The organism is Pseudomonas sp. OG7, from assembly GCF_014192825.1.
Classification (GTDB): domain Bacteria; phylum Pseudomonadota; class Gammaproteobacteria; order Pseudomonadales; family Pseudomonadaceae; genus Aquipseudomonas; species Aquipseudomonas monteilii.
Window position 1 is genome coordinate 131,555 of sequence record NZ_JACHYK010000002.1, and the last position, 19,968, is coordinate 151,522.

Below are 19,968 nucleotides of genomic sequence, written 5' to 3' on the forward strand. Positions count from 1 at the left end.
CAGGTTCAGACGATGGGGTCATGCACGGTCACCAGCTTGGTGCCATCCGGGAAGGTCGCTTCGACCTGCACGTCGTGGAGCATTTCGGCAATGCCGGGCATCACCTGCTCGCGGGTCAGCACTTCGCGCCCGAGGCTCATCAACTCGGCCACAGTGCGGCCATCGCGTGCGCCTTCGAGCACGGCGGCGCTGATCAACGCCACCGCTTCCGGGTAGTTAAGCTTCAGGCCACGGGCCAGGCGCCTTTCCGCCAGCAAGGCAGCGGTGAACAGCAGCAGTTTGTCTTTCTCTCTTGGGGTCAGCTCCATGGCGCTCTCTCAGGTGGCCCAGATGCGTGGTGGGCAAGCTGGCAGGCCGAGGACGGCCGGGCGCAGCACATGCCACAGACGTTGCAGGGTGCGTTGCAGGTGTTGGTTGTCGTGGTCGAGCACACGGATGACCAGCAACGACCCCAGCAGGGTCGCGCCGGCCGGGGTGTCCAGTTCATCCAGCAGCGGGCGAACCTGCTCCAGCACCGACTGGTCGGCCGGTGCCGCACAGAACGTGGCGAGCAGCGGGTGGCCGCCGAGCTTGTCCAGGCGCCCGCCTTCGATGCGCAGGCGTTCGTGCAGGCCGACTTCGTCGGGCAGTTCAATGTGCAAACGGCTGTCCAGCCTGCCCTGCTCGAAACGCTCGCTCATGACCGGGCGGCCGAGGCACAAGGTTTCCCAGGCCAGCAGCCGCGCCCCGGGTTCCAGGGTGAAACGGCTGTCGAGGCTGGCGCGGGCGCCGGAGAAGAAGATGCTGTCTTGCGGCAGCCATTCCAGGGTGCTGCCAGCCGCCAGCCGAAAACGCTGGGTCAGCCGTGCGGTGGGGCCGATGCTGCGGTAGAACTTGCTGGCGCCGGGCATGGTCAGCAGCGCGTGGCTGCCAGGTTCCAGGTGGATATCCAGTTCCAGGCGGTCGCCGGCGACAATGCCACCCGGCGGGTGCAACACATAGACATGGCACGGCGCACCTTCAGGATAGAAAGGCCGCTGCACCAAAAGAGGTCCGAAATGGCGCCACGCACCAAGGCGGGTCACGTCGTAGCGCCTGACAAAGCGCAACTGCAGGTGGGCGCTCCAGCCTGCATCGTCTTGTTGTTGTTCGATCTGCTCCGCGAGCGACATCCTGCGGCCCCTGAAATCCGTGGCCTGATGGCCGTTTAGAGGGTCCGGCGCGGGCGGCTGCTAGCGCGCACGGCCTGACCACTCGATCAAATTCGCAGGCTGGATATAGCAGTTTGCGGGCCAACTCCGCAGGTGAAGGCAGATGAAACTTTTTTCGTAGCCGCTCTGGCACAGGGCATACGGGGGAATGGCGCACAAAGCGGGGGCGCGCACTGGCCCTGTTTCGGTGCCAACAGATGTGCCATCGGGGCTGCAAAGCGGCCCCAAACACATCAAGACTCAGTAGTCGAAGCGGTCCACCGCACGGCGGCGTTCGTTGTCATCACGCCGGTCATAGATGGCCGTGGTCTGGATATTGGCATGGTGTGCCAACTTCTGCGCAATCGACAGGTCATGCTCTTCGATCACCCGGGTGATGAATGCCCGGCGGAAGTCGTGCGGCATGATCTTCACCCCCACCTGTGCACCGCGCTGGCGGGCGATGTAGTAGATGGCATGTTTGGTAATGCGCGCCCGGGTTATGTGGCTGCCACGGCGGATGCGGTTGAACAGGAACGGGTCATCCTCCGCACCGGCAGGCAGGTCCTGGCGGCGCAGGTCGAGCCAGGCCTGCAACTTCTCGAATGCCCACGGTGGTGCGTACTTGACCAGTTGGTGGTTGCCCTTGCCCACCACCTGCAGGCTGCGCGCCTCGAAATCGACCTGGTTCAGGTCGATGTCGACCGACTCCGACTTGCGCATGCCGGTTCCGTACAGCAAGGCAATAATCGCGGCATCGCGTACGCCCTGCGGCCGAGGGTCGGCCGCGCACACGTCCATCAATTCGCGAATCAGGCTGCGCCGCAAGTTGCGCCCGGGTGGCAGGCGGGTGCCAGTGGCCGGCTTGACCTCGCGAATGCGCAACAGTTGCTCATGATCGATCAGGCCCTGGCGCCAGGCCTCGTTCATCACGCCGCGAATCGCGTTGACGTACAGCGACGAGCTGTTGGGGGCGTATCCGTCGGCACGCAGGGCAGCCACCAGCGCGATCACATGGCCGGGCTCGAGCCGATGCCAAGGCACATCGACGATGTTGCAGTCGACAAAGCCCAGCCGGTCGGCGGCGTCCTGAAGGATGTAGCGCATGGTTTGCTGGCTGGATGGGGCCAGGCGGGCCATGTACTGCAGCAGCGGATTGTTGGAAAGATCGGACAAAACGTGAATCCTGTAGCGAAGCGGCGGCCGGTATTGAGCTGGCCAGCATCTCAAGCAAGTTGAAACGATTGATGAACGAGGGCCAATGACGTTTCAAGCGCACGCCATTCGAACCCGAAGAAGTGCCATCATCTTGATATTCATGGATTTTATAACTGACACGGGCCAGATCTTAACCCATTTACAGCGTCAAGGGCCGCCCGTACGGCGCCAAGCCTGCCAGCCAACTAAATGGCCGTCGGCCACCACCCTGGAAACATCTGCTGCACCCGGGGCTCGGCAAAGCGCTCATCAATCAGCACCAGTACGCCACGGTCCTGGTCACCTCGGATAACCCGGCCCGCCGCCTGGATCACCTTGCGCACCCCCGGGTAGAGATAGGCGTAATCGAACCCCGCACCAAACTGCCGCCCAAGGCGCTGCTTGAACTGCTCGTTGACCGGGTTGACCTGCGGCAGCCCGAGTGTTGCGACAAACGCGCCGATCAAGCGCGTGCCCGGTAAATCCACCCCCTCACCAAAAGCACCGCCCAATACGGCGAAGCCGATGCCCTGCCCGTCGCTGACAAAACGATCGAGAAATGCCTGACGGGCCGCCTCGTCCATGCCCGGTTCCTGAGCCCATTGCGGAATCTGCGCATGCTGCTCTGCCAACAGCCCTGCCACCTGCTGCAGGTATTCGAAACTGCTGAAGAAGGCCAGGTAGTTGCCCGGCATCCGCTCATACTGCCGGGCAATCAGCTCGACGATTGGCGCCAGAGAGGCGTGACGCTGCTGGTAACGGGTAGACACCTGGCTGGCAATCCGCACCTCAAGTTGCTCTGCGCGAAACGGCGCGGCCACTTCCAGCCAGGCGGTGTCGGCTGGCATGCCCAGCAGGTCGCTGTAGAAATGCCGCGGGCTCAGTGTGGCGGAAAACAGCGTCACGCTACGCGCCGCCTGCATGCGCGGGGCCAGCAAGCGCGCCGGGGTGACATTGCGTAGGCACAGCGTGGCCAGCCGGCGCTTGCGTGGGCCCTGGCGCTGGCTGATGTCGAACAGGAAGTGCTCGTCGAACAGCTCGGCCACCCGGGTGAATTGCAAGGCGTGGTAGAAGAACTGCAACACCTGCGGGTCCATGTGCGCGGGCGCCTGGTTCATCTGATCCTGAATCAACCCGATGCACTGCTGCAAGGCGCGCAACAAGCCTTCGGGCAACGACTCGCTGGCCTGATACGGCGCACGCTGCTCTTTATACAACGCGTTCCATTGCCGGTTCAGCCGGTCCAGCGCACTGCCAAGCCCGGGTGGTTTGCTCTGGCGCAATGCCAGCAACTGGCCCTGGTCGAGGCTGGCGCTGTACATGCCGCGCCCACGCTCGACCAGGTTGTGCGCTTCGTCCACCAGCACGGCAACGCGCCACTGGTTGAGCTGGGCAAGGCTGTACAGCAGCGCATGCGCATCGAAGTAGTAGTTGTAGTCGGCAACCAGCACGTCGACCCAGCGCGCCATCTCCTGGCCCAGGTAGTACGGGCATACCTGATGTGCCAAGGCCACTTCACGCAGGTTGTTGCGGTCGAGCAACGGCAGTGCTGCCGCCGCTTCGCGCGCCGCCGGCAAGCGGTCGTAGAAGCCCGCCGCCAATGGGCAGGACTCGCCATGACAGGCCTTGTCCGGGTGCTCGCAGGCTTTGTCGCGGGCGATCAGCTCCAGTGTGCGCAACGCGGGCTGGGGCGTTGCATCGGTAATCTGGCGCATGGCGTCCAGCGCCAGCGCCCGGCCCGGCGTCTTGGCCGTGAGAAAGAACAGTTTGTCCAGCTGCTGCGGCACCATGGCCTTGAGCAGCGGGAACAAGGTACCGAGGGTCTTGCCAATGCCGGTGCTGGCCTGGGCCATCAGGCAACGGCCGGTACTCACCGCCTTGTACAAGGTTTCGGCCAATTGCCGCTGGCCCTGGCGGAACTGTGGGTAGGGAAAGCTCAGTGCCTGAAGGCCCTGATTGCGTTCGGCCAAACGTTGCTGCTGGCATTGAGCCCAGCCCAGAAAGCGCTGACACTGGATTTCGAAGAAGGCCCGCAGTTCAGTAGCCGTGAAATGCTCACTGAACAGCGTCTGCCCATCGCTGTCGACGTCCAGGTACACCAACGCCACCTCGATGGCCGACAGTTGACGTGCCTGACACATCAGCCAGCCATAAACCTTGGCCTGCGCCCAGTGCAACTGCCGGTGGTTGGCCGGCTGGCGCGCCAGGTCGCCACGGTGTGTCTTGATCTCTTCCAGGCGATTGCTGGCCGGGTCGTAACCATCGGCACGGCCGCGCACCTTGAGGGTTTCGAACTGGCCTTCGAGGGTAATTTCCGACTCGTAGCCGGCAGCACGCCGTGCCACCACCCGCTGGTGCCCTTCAATGCCCTCTTGAGCGGTGGGCGACGGGGTGAAGCGCAGGTCCAGGTCACCGACCTTGGCACTGAACTCGCACAAGGCGCGCACCGCCACGCTGTAGCTCAAGGTGTTTCGCTCCAGCGTACATGGCACACCGCGACCGGCAGTCCGTGTTGCCGGCAGAATTCCAGCCAGCGCAGTTGGTTATCCTGCAGGCGGTCACCGGGGCCCTTGACCTCGACCATGCGATAACGGCCCTGCTCGGGCCAGAACTGGATCAGGTCGGGCATGCCGGCACGGTTGCTGCGAATGTCCTGCAACAGGCGCAGGAAGCACTGCTTCAACTGGGCCGCCGGCAGGCAAGCCAAGGCCTGCTCCAGCAGTTCCTCGCTGAGCATGGACCAGAACACGAATGGCGACTGCAAACCCTGCTTGGCCTTGTAGCAGTCGAGAATCGCCTGGCGATGGCTACCCTCGTCGAGCCGACCGAGGCAGTGATCGAACAGCGCACTGCGCCGTTGCTGGAAGTCGCTGTCGTGCAGGTCTTGCGGCCCTGCCTGGAACGGGTTGAAGAACGCGCCGGGCACCGGAGCAAAGATGGCCTCCCAGCACAACAGGCCAAACAGGCTGTTGAACAGCGTGTTCTCCACGTAGTGTGCCTGGCCTCCCGCTTGTGCCAGATGCTGGCGCACGGCTTCCTCCACGCCGAGTGCTGCGTGCTCGCGGGGCAGTTCGAGTTCGATCAGCTCCAGTGGCGCAACCCGCTGGCGCCGCTGTGGCGGGCCGCCGAGTTTTCGCGCCAGGCGCGGCAGCATGCGCTCCAGCGCCTGCACCTCCAGCGCATTGGCAGGTGCCGCAGCCAGCTGCAACGCCAATGCGTGGGCCTGGGGCCATTGTTCGCTGCGCTCCAGCACCCGCACCTGGCGGATACGTGCCTGAGCATGGTTGCACTGCGCATACACGGCCATGGCCAGGTCCCATTCAGCTAGGCGCTCGCAGTGTTGGCCCAGGGCGAATTGCAACCGCGCATGGCGCCGCGCCAGCCAGGGGTTGTCGCTGTGCAGGCCCTGCAACGCCGCGAGGATTGGCAGCGGGTCGCCGCCCTGCTCCAGGCGCTCGGCGCACTGGTGCAGCGCCATGGCCAGGTCGACTTCGGCACGTTGCTGCAAGGCACGTGAATCGGTGCTGAACGGTACCTGCTCGTAACGCAGTACCCCCAGGTCAGCGAGGACGAAGTCAGACCAGTCCTGGTACAGGTTGCCGAAGAACAGCAGACGCATGCGGTCGCACAGGGGCTGCAGGCACCACTGGACAATGCGTACCTCGCTGTCAGGGAACCACTCGCTCAGAGGTCGGGCAGCCAGCTCCAAGGGTTGCAGCTGTGCCAGCAGATCCTGCTTGGCGGCGCGGGGGCGGCTCAATTGCGGGGCGAAGCAACGGGCCAGCTCGTCTTTGCGCAGCAAGGCGAACAGTTGCTCCAGTGCCAGTTGCTCGGGCTCCCGTACCCAGCCGAGGGCCTGCAACGGCTGCAGCGCCAGCGCGGTATCGCCGATTTCGACGTAGTCCAGCCGGTCGCTGCGAAACAACTCGCCCTTGCGCATGACCATGCGCACCATCAAGGCCTGAGCGGGTGCCTCCAGTTGATTGAAGGCCTGGATGAACGCCAGCTCCTGGTCATCGAGCAGGTCCTGGTAGCGCTGTTCTACCCACAGCAGCACCTGGCGGAAATTGTGCAGGTAGTAGAACGGGTCGTCGACGGAATGAGCGATCACAAGTACAGAGTCAGGCGGCTGGAACAACCACTGGTTATACATACAGACCAGCGCGCCTGGCAAGTACCGTGGGTCACTCCGTCGCGGTGACCATGTCCCCCGCCTCGGCCTTCACGCTGCCAAGCGGCGCCTGCAGCAGCAGGAAGTAAGCCACCGCCGAGCACAGCGCCACCACCGCACTGATCATGAACGCCGTGGTGAACGAGCCCGAATACTGGATGCTGAAGCCGGTCACGATCGGCGCGACAGAGCCGGCGATGTAACCGCCGAAGTTCTGGATCGAACCAAACGAGGCCACGCGCTGGCTGTCGACGATGGTGTTGACGATCATCCAGGCGGTTGCGCTGGCCATGTTGATGCTGAACAGCGCCAGGCACAGCAGGATGATGCAGCCGGTCAGGCCGGTGACGAACGACAGCGGCAAGGTGAACAGTGCTGCCAGCACCAGGCCGGTGATGACACTGAACTTGCGGCTGCCCAGCACACTCATGCCACGTTTTACCAGCCAGTCGCAGAAGCGGCCGGCAACGATAGTACCTGCCGCGCCAAAACCGTAGGCCAGCGACACGACCCAGGCGGTCTTGTACAGGTCCAGGCCGTGCTCACGCTCGAAGTAACCCGGCAACCAGGTCAAGTGCAGCCACAGCATGTAGATCACACCCATGAAGCCCAGTACCGCCCCCCAGGTGCTGCGGTGCTTGAACAGGTCGAGCCAGCCGGCAAAGTAAGAAGGCTTCGGCGCGTGCACCGAGGACGCGGGCGCCTGGTGCTCCCCCGGCAGCGGCTTGCCTTCGGCTGCCAGCTCGGCCAGGTATCGCGCCTTGCTTTTGTAGAAGCTCAGCCAGCACACCGCCAGTACCACGCCGATCACGCCTGTAATGATGAACATGCCGCGCCAGCCGAAGTTGACCATGAACAGCGTCAGCAACGGCGGTGCCAGACAGGGACCAAGGCAGGTCGACGACCACACCACGCCGGTTGGCGTGCCGCGTTCGTTGGCATCGAACCACTCCGACAAAGCCTTGGCGGCCGACGGGAACATCGGCGCCTCGCCAATCCCCAGCAATACCCGCAGGCCCATGAAACCGGCAAAACTGCTGACCATGCCGAACGCAGCCTGGGCAACCGACCAGCCCAGCAACGAGGCACCGAGGGCGATCTTGCTGCCCAGGCGGTCGATGATCATGCCCATCGGCAGTTGGGCAAAGGCATAGGCGATGGAAAACGCCGACAACAGAATGCCCATCTGCGAAGGGCTGATCATCATGTCTTTCTGGATGGAGGTGTTGGCGATCGACAGCGCACTGCGGTCCAGGTAGTTGACGATGCCGATCAGCAGCAGGAACACGACGGTGATGCGCTGGTACTTCTTCATAGGGTTCATGTGTCGACCTTTATTATTATTGTTGCCGCGCTGTCAGCGCCTTGGCGATCCCTCGTTGATGCTGCGCCCCTCCCTGGCGCAGCGTGTCGTTCAGGGCCTGCGTGCAGTGGCTGCAACCTCCAGCAAGCCACGCCGGCCGAGGTTGTCGATCAGCGCGCGCAGGCCGAACGCCCATTGCGGTGCCAGGTCGCTGGTGGTCACGCGGTTGCACAAGGTGCCCAGTTGCGGGTTGCTGATGCTCACCACATCGCCCGGCTTGTGGGTAAAGCCGTTGCCCGGCTGGTCGCGGTCCTGCTTGGGCGCGAACAGGGTGCCAAGGAACAGCACCAGGCCGTCGGGGTATTGATGGTTTTCGTTAAGCGTCTGCTGCACCAGGTCTTGGGGGTCGCGGCTGATCTGGCGCATGGAGCTGCGACCCGACAGGACGAAACCGTCTTCACCCTCCACCCGCAGGTCCACCTCGGCAGTGCGAACGTCGTCCAGCCCGAAGCTTTCGTCAAACAGCCGCAGCAGCGGCCCCAATGCAGTGGAGGCGTTGTTGTCCTTGGCTTTGGACAGCAGCAAGGCACTGCGCCCTTCGAAGTCGCGCAGGTTGACGTCGTTGCCGAGCATGGCGCCCTTGATACTGCCATCGCTCGACACCGCCAGCACCACTTCCGGCTCCGGGTTGTTCCAGCTGGACTTGGGGTGGATGCCGATGTCCGCGCCATGGCCAACCGCCGACAGCGGCTGGGCCTTGGTGAATACTTCGGCATCCGGGCCAATGCCCACTTCCAGGTATTGCGACCACAGGCCCTGCTCCACCAGCACCTTGCGCAGCGCTTCGGCTTGAGCCGAACCCGGCACGATCTGCGAAAGGTCGGCGCCAATGCGGCTGGCCAAGGTGTCACGGATCGCATCGGCCTTGGCCGGGTCACCCTTGGCCTGCTCTTCCACCACACGCTCCAGCAGGCTGGTGGCGAAGGTCACACCCGCGGCCTTCACCGCCTGAAGGTCGATGGGTGCCAACAGCCATGGCTGGCGCGGGTCGCGCCGGGCGGGGTCGCTGTTGGCCAGTAACGCCGGTAGCGCAATGAGCGGCTCGGCCAACGGCAAGGCACGCAGGTATGCGGCCGGGTCATCCACTTCAAGCAGCGCCGAGACCGTCGCCACATGGCTGCTGATATCGTAGACGGCGCCAGCCTTCACCCGCACCACCGCCGGCCCCTGTTCCGGCAACCAGACGCGCCCTACCCAACTGCCACTGTCGAACACGCTGGCATCAAAACTTAGCGGTAGCGGTTGATGGGTGTTCGATCGATCATCAGTCATCTGTGTACCCTTACTGTGCATCATTGGGAAAATGTCGGCAGTTCCATCAGCCCGGCCAGGCGGTCGAGGTCGGCCATCAACTGCGGCGACAGGCTTACGCCCTGCGCCAGTGCCTGGCGACGCAGGGCAAGGCCGGCTTGCCCGGGCAGGCGTACCGGGCGTTCGGGATCGAGCGGGCGGCTTGCCAGAATCAGGCGGCCAAGGAAGCTGGTTTCGTGGGTGAACGCCTCCAGGCCACCGAAGAAGCGCGGGTCAATGACCACGGCAGTGGCCGAGGCGCCCCACTGGGTGGGTTCGTCCTTGCGTCCATGACCGGCCAGGCCCGAGGTCAGGGCTTCGACCAGCAGCGCCAAGGCGAAGCCTTTGTGACCAAAGGCCTGCCCCCCCCAGAGGCAGGATGCTGCCTGGCGGGGTAGTGAAAAAATCGCGCGGGTCGTCACTCAGTTGCCCGTCGTTGCTCACCAGCACCGGGTGCGGCAGGCGGCTGCCGGCATCGCGGCATTGGCCCACCAACCCGAGGGTGACAGTGGACATGCTGACGTCCAGCAGTATCGGCTCGCCCTGGGTCGGTACACCGGCAGCAATCGGGTTGGGGGTGTACACGGGGTCGATACCGCCATGGGCGCAGACCAACGCCACAGACGGGTCCGACGAGTAGACCATGGCCACCAGGCCTTGGTCGGTATAGGGCTTCAGGTAGGCGGCCAGGCAACCTATGTGCGAAGCCCGGCGCACCACGGCGATACCGATGCCCTGCGCGGTTGCACCTTTGGCTGCGCAGTCCAGTGCACGGCTGACGCAGTATGGCCCCAGTACATAGTGGCCATCGAACACGCTGGAAATACCACTGTCCGACACGTGCTCCAGCGCCTGTGCGCGGGCCTTGACCTGCCCGCTGAGAATGCCATCGATGTAACGGCTGACCAGGTTCAGGCCATGGGTGCGGTGCCCGAGCAGTTCGCCTTCGAGCAGCACCCGGGTGACCACTTGGGCGACTTCGCTATCGGCACCGGCTTTTACGAACAGTTGCTCGACAAAGGCGGTTAGCGCTTGCACGTTGTAACGTGTGGGTTGGGTCATTACGGTTGCCTCGAAAATGGGACTGCAACGGACGATCAGGTCACGGCGCCAATCTGCCAGGGCACGAATTCGTTCTGCCCATAGCCGTGCTGTTCGCTCTTGCTGCGCGCCCCGGAGGCAATGCGCAGCATCTGATCGAAGATGTACGCACCCCGCTCCTCGATGCTGGTGGAGCCATCGGCAATGCCACCGCAATTGACGTCCATGTCTTCTTGCTGGTGCTCGAACACCCGGTTGTTGGTAGCCAACTTGATCGACGGCGCGGGGGCACAGCCGTAAGCCGAGCCTCGACCGGTGGTGAAGGCGATCAGGTTGGCCCCGCCGGCCACCTGGCCGGTGGCCGAGACCGGGTCGTAGCCGGGGGTGTCCATGAACACCAGGCCTTGTGCGCGCACGGCTTCGGCATACTGATACACGTCGACCAGGTTGCTGGAACCCGCCTTGGCCACCGCGCCCAGGGATTTCTCGAGGATGGTGGTCAGCCCGCCTGCCTTGTTACCGGCCGAAGGGTTGTTGTTCAGTTCGGCGTTCATGCGCTGGCAGTAGTCTTCCCACCAGCGAATGCGCGCCACCAGCTTCTCACCCACCTCACGGCTGACTGCGCGGCGCGTCAGCAAGTGCTCGGCGCCGTAGATTTCCGGGGTTTCGGAAAGGATCGCGGTACCACCGGCGGCCACCAAGCGGTCAACCGCATTGCCCAGTGCGGGGTTGGCGGTAATCCCCGAGTAGCCATCGGAGCCGCCGCATTGCAGGCCGACTACCAGATGCTGTGCGCTGACCGGTTGACGCCTCACCTGGTTGGCCTCGGCCAGCAGGCTGCGAACCTGCTCGATGCCTGCCGCGATGGTTTTCGAGGTGCCACCGATGCCTTGGATCGTGAAGGCACGCAACTGTGCGCTGGCCTGCAGGCCCTGGGTTTCCAGCAGGCTTTCAATCTGGTTGGTTTCGCAGCCCAGGCCGATGATCAGCACGGCAGCGAAGTTGGGATGCACGGCGTACCCGGCCAGGGTTCGGCGCAGCAGGCCAAGGGCTTCGCCGCTGGGGTCCACGGCGCAGCCGGCACCGTGGGTCAGGGCCACCACCCCGTCGATGTTCGGGTAATCGGCAAGCGCTTCGGGGTGGATGTCGCGGCGGAAATGGTCGGCCACCGCCCGGGCTACCGTGGCCGAGCAGTTCACCGACGTGAGAATACCGATGTAGTTGCGGGTAGCGACCCGGCCATCGGCGCGCACAATGCCTTGGAACTGCGCTGCGCTGCCCGGCTGGCTGCGGGTATCGACACCGAAGGCATAGTCGCGGGCAAAGTCACCCATCTGGACGTTGTGCACATGCACATGGTCGCCGGCATCGATGGCCTGCGATGCAAAACCGATGATCTGGCCGTACCGGCGCAGCGGCTGGCCCTGCTCCACACGAACCGTGGCGAGCTTGTGGCCCGAGGGGATAGGCTGGCGCACGGTAATCGCCTCGGCCTCCAGGCGCAGGCCTTGCGGCAGCGGCTGACGGGCGATCAGTACATTGTCCAGCGGGTTCAGGCGGATGACGGCAGGGTCACCGGATTTGGCAATCAGTTGCATGGGACCTCTCAGGGCGGTGCGGCTGACTTCTTGTTATGGCTGTGGCCACTTTAAGAAGCCTTGCGTGGCATTCCCAATGAGATGATCCGATCAAGCGATAACCTGAGGTTATCGCAAGAGGATTTCAGCACCTGATTATCAATCACCTGTGAGGCCATGAGGGCTGCGCTACACGGCCTCGGGGCTATCTCTATACGGCCCTGCGACGCTGCGCACCCTCCAGCAGGATCTCGACAAACGCCCGAGCCGAAGCGCTCAGCGGTTCCTCCTTACGGGTGACCACACCATACTCCAGCGCAGGTACATGCAAGGGGCTGCGCAGCTCCTTGAATTGCCCGCTGGCCAGCTGTGCGGCAACCATCGAGCGCGGCAACATGGCAATCATAGGTGCCGATTGCAGCAGCTGCAGGAACATCGGCATGGAGATGGTCTCGACACTGTCGGCAGGCGTGGCGATACCGGCCACCCGGAACGCCTGCTCCAGGCGGTTGCGGATCGGCGTGCCCACCGGGTACAGCACCCACGGCCAGTCGCCTAGCGCTTCAAGGGGTGTGCTGTCGAGCTGGTTGAGCGGGTGCTCGCTGTTCACTACCAGGCTGAAAGGTTCGGGCTCCAAGGGCTGGAAGTCGAACAGCTGGCTGAAGCGTTCCTCAGTAAAGCGGCCGATCATGATGTCCAGCTTGTTCTGCTCAAGCATGGCCAGCAGGTGATCGCTGGAGTGCTCCACCACTTCAATCGACAGTAACGGGCTGCGCGCCTTGATGGCGGCGATGGCCTGCGGCAGAACCAATGCAGTCGCGGCAAAGATACCGCCAACACGAATAAAGCCGTGCCCGCCGTTGCGCAGGCGGTTGACCTGGTCGACGAACTGCTGCGACTCGGCCAGCGCACCCTGAGCGTAACGCACCACGTACTCGCCCAGTTCGGTAGGTGGCATGCTGCGCGGCAAGCGCTCGAACAGGGCGAAGCCGAACTGCTCCTCAAGGTCGCGCAGCATCTTGCTCAGGGCCGGCTGGCTAAGGTTCATGCGGGTGGCGGTTGCATGCATGTTGCGCGTGCGCGCCAGGGTGTCGATCAGCACCAGGTGCTTGTAGCGAATCCAGTTGCAAAAGCTGGAATGGGTCATGTCCGGCGGCATAGACGCAGGGCCTCATGCTGGGTGAAGGTCATTGCGCCCGCAAGTAGCGCAGCAAAGTATCGAGGGCAACCGAGTGGGGCCGTGAACGCAAGGTGAGTACACCGAGGTTGGCCATGGCCAGCGGCAGTTCCACCGGCAGGATGGCGACCATCCCATAGCGGGCATAGTGCTCGGCTACGTCATTGGGCACCACTGCAATCATTTCAGAGGCTTCGAGCATGGCCGTGGTTGCCAGGATCGAGGCGGTTTCGACGATGTCCAGCGACTGCACCATGCCGCCGGCCTGCAGCGCGCTTTCGACGCGGCGGCGCATCGGGCTGCCGATGGGGTGCAGGATCCAGGTCAGGCTCACCAGGTCTGCCAGCTGCAACCCGGTGGCGCGGGCCAAGGGGTGGCCTGCGCGGGCAATCACGCGCATCTGCTCACCCCCTTCGAACAGCTCGATGTTCAGCGCCTGGCTGTCGCTCTGGTCCGGCAGGCGCCCCACCACCATGTCGAAGTCACCGCGCAGCAAGGCGGGCAGCAAGGTATCGCTGGTACCGACTTCCAGGGCGATGCGTACCTTGGGGTGGTCGTGCTTGTAAGCCAGTATCGCCTTGGTCAGCACGCCCGGCACCGGCCCCATGACGCTGCCCACGCGCACCAGGCCCAAGGCCCCGCGCGCCAGCTCGGCGATTTGCGCCTGGGCATGCTCGAACTCATGCAACGCGTTCTGTGCGTAGCGGATCATCACCTCGCCGTACAGCGTTGCTTGCATGCCCCTTGGCAAACGCTCGAACAACCGTACGCCAAGACGCTCCTCCAGTTGTTGCAGCAACAGGCTGGCCGCCGGTTGCGTGGTGTGCATCGCTGCCGCAGCGCGGCGCAGGTTGCCAAATTCGCCCAAGGCATTGAGCAGCGTGATCTGCCGGCTGGAGATTTTCAGTGCGCCAAGGCTGGCAGGCGCCTGGGCGTTATCGGGCGGCAAGCGAGACATATCGAATCCGGTATCGCTGATTAAGATTTGGCGATTATGCCTGTATCGCTCGACAACCTACAGTCAGCGCTCCCAGTGCTTGAACAGAACAAGAGCCGACCATGAGCATTCGTATTACCCACCTCAGCGTACGTGACATCCGTTTCCCCACTTCACTGTCGCTGGATGGCTCAGACGCCATGAACAGCGCCCCCGACTATTCTGCGGCCTATGTGGTGCTGCACACCGACGCCGAGGCCCTCGAAGGCCACGGCCTGACGTTCACCATCGGCCGAGGCAACGAGATATGCGCGGCCGCGGTGCAGTCACTGGCGCCCTTGATCGTCGGCCTCACCCTCGATGAAATCACCGCCGACATGGGTGGTTTCTGGCACCGCTTTACCGTCAGCGACAGCCAGCTGCGCTGGCTGGGCCCGGAAAAGGGCGTGATCCACCTGGCCACGGCCGCCATCATCAACGCCGTGTGGGACCTGTGGGCCAAGCACGAAGGCAAGCCCGTATGGAAACTGCTGGCCGACATGACGCCGGAGCAACTGGTGCGCTGCCTGGACTTCAGCTATGTCACCGACGTGCTCACCCCCGAAGAAGCCATTGCCCTGCTGCGCCGCCAGGCGCCAGGCAAAGCCCAGCGCGAGGCACAGATGCTGCGTGAAGGCTACCCCGGCTACACCACCGCGCCAGGCTGGTTGGGCTACAACGAAGAAAAAATGCGCAAACTGGCCCGCGAGGCCGTGGAAGATGGCTGGACCCACATCAAGCAGAAGATCGGCGCCGACCTGGAAGAAGACATTCGCCGTGCCACTATCCTGCGCGACGAAATCGGCTGGGAGCGCACCCTGATGATGGATGCCAACCAGGTGTGGGGGGTCGAGGAGTCGATCGCCAACATGCGCCGCCTGGCCGCCTTCGAACCGTTGTGGATCGAAGAACCGACCAGTCCGGACGACATTCTCGGCCACGCCACCATTCGCCAACGCATCGCGCCGATTGGCGTGGCCACCGGTGAACATTGCCACAACCGTGTCATGTTCAAGCAAATGTTCCAGGCCGGTGCGCTGGACTTCTGCCAGCTGGACGCTGCCCGCCTGGGCGGCCTGAACGAGGTGCTGATCGTGCTGCTGATGGCGGCCAAGTACGACGTACCGGTGTGCCCGCACGGGGGTGGCGTCGGGCTGTGCGAATATGTGCAGAACATCGCCCTGTTCGACTACATCGCAGTGTCTGCCTCGCTGCACAACCGGGTGCTGGAGTACGTCGACCACCTGCACGAGCACTTCATCGACCCGGTGGTGATCCGCCGCGGGCGCTACATGCCGCCACAACGCCCGGGCTACAGCATCGAAATGCACGCTGAAACCCTGGAGCGCTACCAGTACCCCAACGGCGCCGTGTGGCTCGACATCAACCGCTCCTGACCCACAGACCTTGGCGTGTCGCGGTTACGCGGCACGCCACCAGCACATTTCACGGGGAAAAAAACAATGACAACCCTCACCCGTGCAGCGGCTTCGGCCCCTGCCGCCACCACAGAGCAGCGCCTGAACGGCCTGCTGTTACGCAAATTGATGCCACTGCTCATCGTCGTCTATGTGATGAGCTTTCTTGACCGCACCAACATCGCCTTGGCGAAAGCCAGCATGGGCATCGACCTGGGCTTGTCGGCAGCGGCGTACGGCCTGGGTGCCGGCCTGTTCTTTCTCACCTATGCGCTGGCCGAAGTACCCAGCAACCTGATCATGCATCGGGTGGGCGCGCGCTTCTGGATCACCCGCATCATGATTACGTGGGGTTTGCTTTCGGCGGGCATGGCCTTCGTCCAGGGTGAAACCTCGTTCTACATCATGCGCCTGTTGCTGGGCGTAGCCGAAGCGGGCCTGTTCCCCGGAGTCATGTTGTACCTGACCTATTGGTTCGACCGCGAACAGCGCGCCCGTGCTACGGGGTATTTCCTGCTGGGCGTGTGCCTGGCCAATATCCTCAGCGGGCCACTGGGCGGTGCCCTGCTGGAAATGGACGGCGTACTCGGCTGGCACGGCTGGCAATGGCTGTTCGTGCTCGAGGGCCTGCCTGCCGTGGCCCTGGCCTTGGTGGTGTGGAAGAAGTTGCCGGACGGCCCCGCGTCGGCGCCCTGGCTGTCGGCCGCCGATGCCAACGATATCGAACGCCGCCTGGCTGCGGAGCGGGCTGCCGCGCCACAGCAAAGCAAGTTGGGGCAGATGTTCCGCGACCGGCAGATCTGGCTGGCGATCGTGGTGTACTTCGTGCACCAGATCACCATCTACACGGTGATTTTCTTCTTGCCGGGCATCATCGGCACATACGCTGCGCTATCGCCTTTCCAGGTCGGCCTGCTGACCGCGGTGCCATGGGTTGCCGCCGCCATCGGTGCCGCCACCTTCCCACGGCTGGCCACCTCACCACGCCGCTGCCGCACCTTGCTGTTCTTCGGCCTGCTGACCATGGCGGCCGGGCTGCTGCTGGCCTCGCTGGCCAACTCGTTCGTTGGCCTGATCGGGTTCTCCCTGACAGCGCTGATGCTGTTCGTGGTGCAATCGATCATCTTCGTCTTCCCCTCCAGCCGCCTGAGCGGCAATGCGCTGGCGGCCGGCCTGGCCTTCGTTACCACCTGTGGCCTGTTTGGCGGTTTCGTCGGGCCTTCGGTAATGGGGCTCATCGAGCAGACCACCGGCAGCACCCGCAATGGTTTGTGGATCATTGCTGCGTTGCTGGCAGTGGCGGCACTGGTCAGCACCCGCCTGCGCCAGGGGCAGGAGCAACACTGAGCAATACGCACGCTTGCACCGCCTGCAAGCGCAGCCTTGTGCTGCACTTGCAGGCACTTCGATCTCAATGTGAGAGGCGGACACGGCGCCGGCAGCCTTGCTCCAGCGCCCGCGCCAAACGCTCCACTGCTTGGCGCAGGTCGTCCGGCAGCCCGCCCGGCCACATCAACGCCAGGTATTGCGGGTAACGCCCCTGCAGGCAGAACTGCTCGCCCGGCAGTGCACGCAACGCTGAACCTGCCAAGGCTACGGCAACACGCTCCCATACCAGCGGCTGGCGAAAGCAAACCCACAGCATGTGCCCACCTTGCGGCATCTCAAACCTCACCTGTTGGCCAAATTGCAGCGCAAGCACATGCGCCAGGCCGTGAGTTCGCCTTTGCAGGTCTGTGCGCAGGTGTACCAGTTGTACGTCCATTTCCCCCTTGCCGAACATGTGCGCAAGCGCCTGCAGACGCAGTGGCGCGAGCCGAAACGCGCGTTCGGCAAACGCCTTGGCCAGCACGGTGTCTTTGCTCAACAAATAGGCATACGGTGCTTCGGCCCCGACCGTGGACTCGAACGCGCCCATCACCAGCAGCCAGCGCGGGTCGACCCAGTCGCGCAGGCGCTTTTTCGGTGGCCCGTTGTAACAGAGCTCACTGTCCAGATCGTTTTCCAACAACCAAACAGGGTGCTGGCCTAGCAACAGACCAAGCTGTTGCTGATAGTACGGTGAAACCAGCCGCCCTTGCGGCATGCCCAGGCACGATGGCATGACCAACATCTTTACAGGCTCGCTCCCTAGCAGCGTGGCCAAGGTGTGCAGGTCCGGATTACCACGGGCATCCGGTGGCACCTCCAGCACACGCATGCCTGCACGTGTCAGGGCGCGCAGCACTTGTCGGCAACAGGGTGAATGCACCAGCACGGTACCGCCCTGCAAGGCCAGCGCCGCCATCAGCGTCTCCAGCAACGCCGGCACATCAGGTGCCAGTTGCACGTCATCGCGACACCAGTACTGGCTGGAAGAACGGGTATAGCGTTCTGCCAATGCACTGCGCAGGCGGGTGCTGCCAAGCGCCCCCCAGGGCTCCACGCCGCGGTCACGCTGGCGGGCGAAACGCCGTTCGTGGCCAAACAGGGCACGCTCCAGCAGCGGTTGCACGGGGGGTGGCAGACAGGGCGTGGTCACGGCTTGCACTTTGCCAGCGTGTTGTACGTAATAACCTGACCTCGGCAAGCAGCGTACGCGGCCCTCCTCTTCCAGCAGGCTGTAGGCGCTCTGCACCGTTGCCAACGACACCCGCAGCCGTCGGGACAGTGTGCGCAGTGACGGTAAGCGGCATGGGCCACCGCTTGCCGCCTGATCGATCATGGCTTCCAGGTAGCGATATACCTGGCGATACGCGAACTCGCCGGGGGCCACTCGCCCCATCAGGACAACCCCGCAAAGCCGCGCCGCAGCCCCAACGCCTGCCGAGGCATCAACCTCAAGTGCACGTCGCGGCGAGCCAGGTTGTTCATCAGGCGCCAGGCGGTCAGCGGCAGTTGCCCACTATAAATCGCCCGCAACTGCACCAGCGGCAAGCCACTGGTGTTCACCAGCCAGGCTTTCACCGCATCAGGGCAGGGTTTGCCCTGCAACGCCCTGTGTAGGTACGGCAACGCCACCAACATATCGGCATGCCGGCATTGCAGGAAACGTTCGAGGTTCTTCCCTTGCCGGGCAAAAGGGCTGAATAGCAAGCACACCAGCTGCGTCTGATTGAGGCCGTAGGTTTTGCCGAGTTGCGACTGATGCATTTCGTGTTGCTTGCTACCACCCGACTGCCCGGCCAGGCGCAGCGCGGGGCGGCTGGACTGGGGGTCCAGGCTGCGTGCATGCAGCTCGTGCAACTGTGCCGTGGCTTGCGGATCGACGAATGCCGACAGTGGCCAGGCACCCGGGGCGTTCTCGATACTACAACCCAGCATGCTATCAAGCGGCTGTGCTTCGACTACGTACGGTAGCAGGTCATCGAGGGCTATCAGCCGCACCATCTCCCTTTCCGATGCGCCGCCCAATGCCGGCTGGCGATTGGGGGCGCCCCCGACAACCCCATGCAACCGGCCCAGACCTTGGGCCAGCAACGCCAGGCACTGGTACATCGCATACGGGCCGTGCTCGCCGGACAGGCGCAGGTTACGCCGGGCCCATGCCAGGTATCGGCGCCGCTGGGCACCGGGTATGGCGGTGACCAATGCATCGGCAGGTGCCTGTGCCTGCAGCGCAAAACCTATAGCCCCCGCCAGCTCCAGGTGCAGACGGCAACCCAGCAAGGCTTCAGGCCTGGCGTCGACCAAGTGGCCGAACATCAACAAAGCGTCTTTCGCCAGTGCCCAACGCTCGGGCCTGGCCGAGGGCTGGCGACGAAACGGCACCACTGCGTCACCCTCGATCATCTGCAACTGCACCCGGGGGTCATCCTGCATGAACAGTGCGCTGAAGCTACGCTCGTGCGCGTCCAGCCTGGCGCTGTCCGCAACCGGCAAGCTGACCACCAGCACCCGCAGCTGGAAGGTTACCGGCGCACGCAGGGCAATACTCAATTGTGCGGCACGCAGCATCGCCAACAGCCTGGCACTGTGGCGATCGCTGCCCTGCAACACCTGCAAGCGGAAGGTACCGATATACTCGAGCCCACCCGCCGCAACCACCAGCCGTTGTATCAACAGTTGCAAAGAAGCACGCTGCGCCTGTGACATGTGGTTCAGCAAGCGTTCAAGCACTTGTTCGTAGACGTAATGCATTGCCTGGTCGTGAATAGCTGTCACGAAATCACCTCGCCCACTTCATTCAGCCGACACATGCCGAGCCCACTGCATTGAGCTTGAACCTGCGCCAAACTTACCCAGAAGAAATTTCCTACAATCAAATGGAAGTAATGACGTAACCCTTCACTGTCGCCAAGCCATCGAGAAAAGCCCTCCACGACAATGACCTATCGCTAACACACATCGCCCTGGCCTAGGCATAGCCATGCTCATTTCACGCTCCTTGCGCAAACTACTACCGAGCCATTATCGAGGGATGCAGAGCGAATTGAAGATACAGATCGCGGTAAAAAAACCATTCACCAGAAGCACAAGCGCACATTGAAGCGCATGGCGAATGCGTTCAAGCCAGATTATTTGGCGGAATATTTCCGACAATTAAAAAACATCCCACTTAGATGTAGTAATTTTTATATTTATTTGTAGGAACGTTCCTATTTTTAATG

At 63.4% G+C, this 19,968-nt stretch carries 14 protein-coding genes and 1 pseudogene; 2 read left to right on the forward strand and 13 right to left on the reverse strand.

The genetic code is table 11. From position 1 onward, the window contains the following. Window positions 1–5: 5 nt before the first annotated feature. The 11 genes and pseudogenes from FHW75_RS05060 to FHW75_RS05110 form a co-directional block, all read right to left on the reverse strand. A complete protein-coding gene (locus tag FHW75_RS05060; protein WP_003253929.1) occupies window positions 6–308 on the reverse strand; it encodes an urease subunit gamma in 303 nt (100 codons plus the stop codon). 9 nt (window positions 309–317) lie between these two features. Further along, the gene (locus FHW75_RS05065) at window positions 318–1,151 is read right to left on the reverse strand and encodes an urease accessory protein UreD (RefSeq protein ID WP_027615196.1); all 834 of its coding nucleotides are present in this window, start codon (window positions 1,149–1,151) and stop codon (window positions 318–320) included. 279 nt (window positions 1,152–1,430) lie between these two features. Next, the gene (gene xerC, locus FHW75_RS05070; protein WP_016714157.1) at window positions 1,431–2,345 is read right to left on the reverse strand and encodes a tyrosine recombinase XerC; all 915 of its coding nucleotides are present in this window, start codon (window positions 2,343–2,345) and stop codon (window positions 1,431–1,433) included. 227 nt (window positions 2,346–2,572) lie between these two features. After that, complete coding sequence (locus FHW75_RS05075; RefSeq protein WP_027609826.1) at window positions 2,573–4,831, reverse strand: ATP-dependent DNA helicase; 2,259 nt, start codon at window positions 4,829–4,831, stop codon at window positions 2,573–2,575. After that, on the reverse strand, window positions 4,828–6,477 hold the full coding sequence (locus tag FHW75_RS05080; protein ID WP_025753034.1) for a VRR-NUC domain-containing protein: 1,650 nt from the start codon (window positions 6,475–6,477) through the stop codon (window positions 4,828–4,830). Before FHW75_RS05080 ends, FHW75_RS05075 begins: the two co-directional genes overlap by 4 nt. 73 nt (window positions 6,478–6,550) lie before the next feature. Beyond that, window positions 6,551–7,852: an MFS transporter gene (locus tag FHW75_RS05085; protein WP_019098283.1), complete on the reverse strand. Its 1,302-nt coding sequence runs from the start codon at window positions 7,850–7,852 to the stop codon at window positions 6,551–6,553. A gap of 99 nt (window positions 7,853–7,951) precedes the next feature. Next, window positions 7,952–9,196 carry a fumarylacetoacetate hydrolase family protein gene (locus FHW75_RS05090; protein WP_371257718.1) on the reverse strand — a complete coding sequence of 415 codons (1,245 nt, stop codon included), beginning with the start codon at window positions 9,194–9,196 and terminating at the stop codon, window positions 7,952–7,954. Continuing rightward, window positions 9,193–10,252: pseudogene (locus FHW75_RS05095) on the reverse strand (Ldh family oxidoreductase). Before FHW75_RS05095 ends, FHW75_RS05090 begins: the two are co-directional and overlap by 4 nt. 35 nt (window positions 10,253–10,287) lie before the next feature. Continuing rightward, window positions 10,288–11,829 carry a UxaA family hydrolase gene (locus tag FHW75_RS05100; protein WP_016714163.1) on the reverse strand — a complete coding sequence of 514 codons (1,542 nt, stop codon included), beginning with the start codon at window positions 11,827–11,829 and terminating at the stop codon, window positions 10,288–10,290. 190 nt (window positions 11,830–12,019) lie between these two features. Beyond that, complete coding sequence (locus FHW75_RS05105; protein ID WP_016714164.1) at window positions 12,020–12,967, reverse strand: LysR family transcriptional regulator; 948 nt, start codon at window positions 12,965–12,967, stop codon at window positions 12,020–12,022. 28 nt (window positions 12,968–12,995) lie between these two features. Next, window positions 12,996–13,943: a LysR family transcriptional regulator gene (locus FHW75_RS05110; RefSeq protein WP_016714165.1), complete on the reverse strand. Its 948-nt coding sequence runs from the start codon at window positions 13,941–13,943 to the stop codon at window positions 12,996–12,998. Window positions 13,944–14,044: 101 nt separating this feature from the next. On the opposite strand from FHW75_RS05110, the gene FHW75_RS05115 reads away from it, so the two are divergent. Together FHW75_RS05115 and FHW75_RS05120 are read left to right on the forward strand one after the other, a co-directional pair. Further along, the gene (locus FHW75_RS05115) at window positions 14,045–15,358 is read left to right on the forward strand and encodes an L-fuconate dehydratase (protein ID WP_019098281.1); all 1,314 of its coding nucleotides are present in this window, start codon (window positions 14,045–14,047) and stop codon (window positions 15,356–15,358) included. A gap of 66 nt (window positions 15,359–15,424) precedes the next feature. Further along, on the forward strand, window positions 15,425–16,726 hold the full coding sequence (locus FHW75_RS05120) for an MFS transporter (protein WP_025753044.1): 1,302 nt from the start codon (window positions 15,425–15,427) through the stop codon (window positions 16,724–16,726). 64 nt (window positions 16,727–16,790) lie between these two features. Here the strand turns inward: FHW75_RS05120 and FHW75_RS05125 are convergent, their stop codons facing one another. Further along, a complete protein-coding gene (locus tag FHW75_RS05125; protein ID WP_026020423.1) occupies window positions 16,791–18,143 on the reverse strand; it encodes a GntR family transcriptional regulator in 1,353 nt (450 codons plus the stop codon). Further along, window positions 18,143–19,522, reverse strand: a complete 1,380-nt coding sequence (locus tag FHW75_RS05130; protein ID WP_019098278.1) for a hypothetical protein — start codon at window positions 19,520–19,522, stop codon at window positions 18,143–18,145. The genes FHW75_RS05125 and FHW75_RS05130 overlap by 1 nt, the downstream gene beginning before the upstream one ends. Window positions 19,523–19,968 lie beyond the last annotated feature (446 nt).

What these genes read in the sequence shown, in the direction of transcription:
- FHW75_RS05060 (WP_003253929.1), bottom strand. Translation starts at nt 308, where the DNA reads ATGGAGCTGACCCCAAGAGAGAAAGACAAACTGCTGCTGTTCACCGCT.
- FHW75_RS05065 (WP_027615196.1), bottom strand. Translation starts at nt 1,151, where the DNA reads ATGTCGCTCGCGGAGCAGATCGAACAACAACAAGACGATGCAGGCTGG.
- FHW75_RS05085 (WP_019098283.1), bottom strand. Translation starts at nt 7,852, where the DNA reads ATGAAGAAGTACCAGCGCATCACCGTCGTGTTCCTGCTGCTGATCGGC.
- FHW75_RS05090 (WP_371257718.1), bottom strand. Translation starts at nt 9,196, where the DNA reads ATGATGCACAGTAAGGGTACACAGATGACTGATGATCGATCGAACACC.
- FHW75_RS05100 (WP_016714163.1), bottom strand. Translation starts at nt 11,829, where the DNA reads ATGCAACTGATTGCCAAATCCGGTGACCCTGCCGTCATCCGCCTGAAC.
- FHW75_RS05105 (WP_016714164.1), bottom strand. Translation starts at nt 12,967, where the DNA reads ATGCCGCCGGACATGACCCATTCCAGCTTTTGCAACTGGATTCGCTAC.
- FHW75_RS05110 (WP_016714165.1), bottom strand. Translation starts at nt 13,943, where the DNA reads ATGTCTCGCTTGCCGCCCGATAACGCCCAGGCGCCTGCCAGCCTTGGC.
- FHW75_RS05115 (WP_019098281.1), top strand. Translation starts at nt 14,045, where the DNA reads ATGAGCATTCGTATTACCCACCTCAGCGTACGTGACATCCGTTTCCCC.
- FHW75_RS05120 (WP_025753044.1), top strand. Translation starts at nt 15,425, where the DNA reads ATGACAACCCTCACCCGTGCAGCGGCTTCGGCCCCTGCCGCCACCACA.
- FHW75_RS05125 (WP_026020423.1), bottom strand. Translation starts at nt 18,143, where the DNA reads ATGGGGCGAGTGGCCCCCGGCGAGTTCGCGTATCGCCAGGTATATCGC.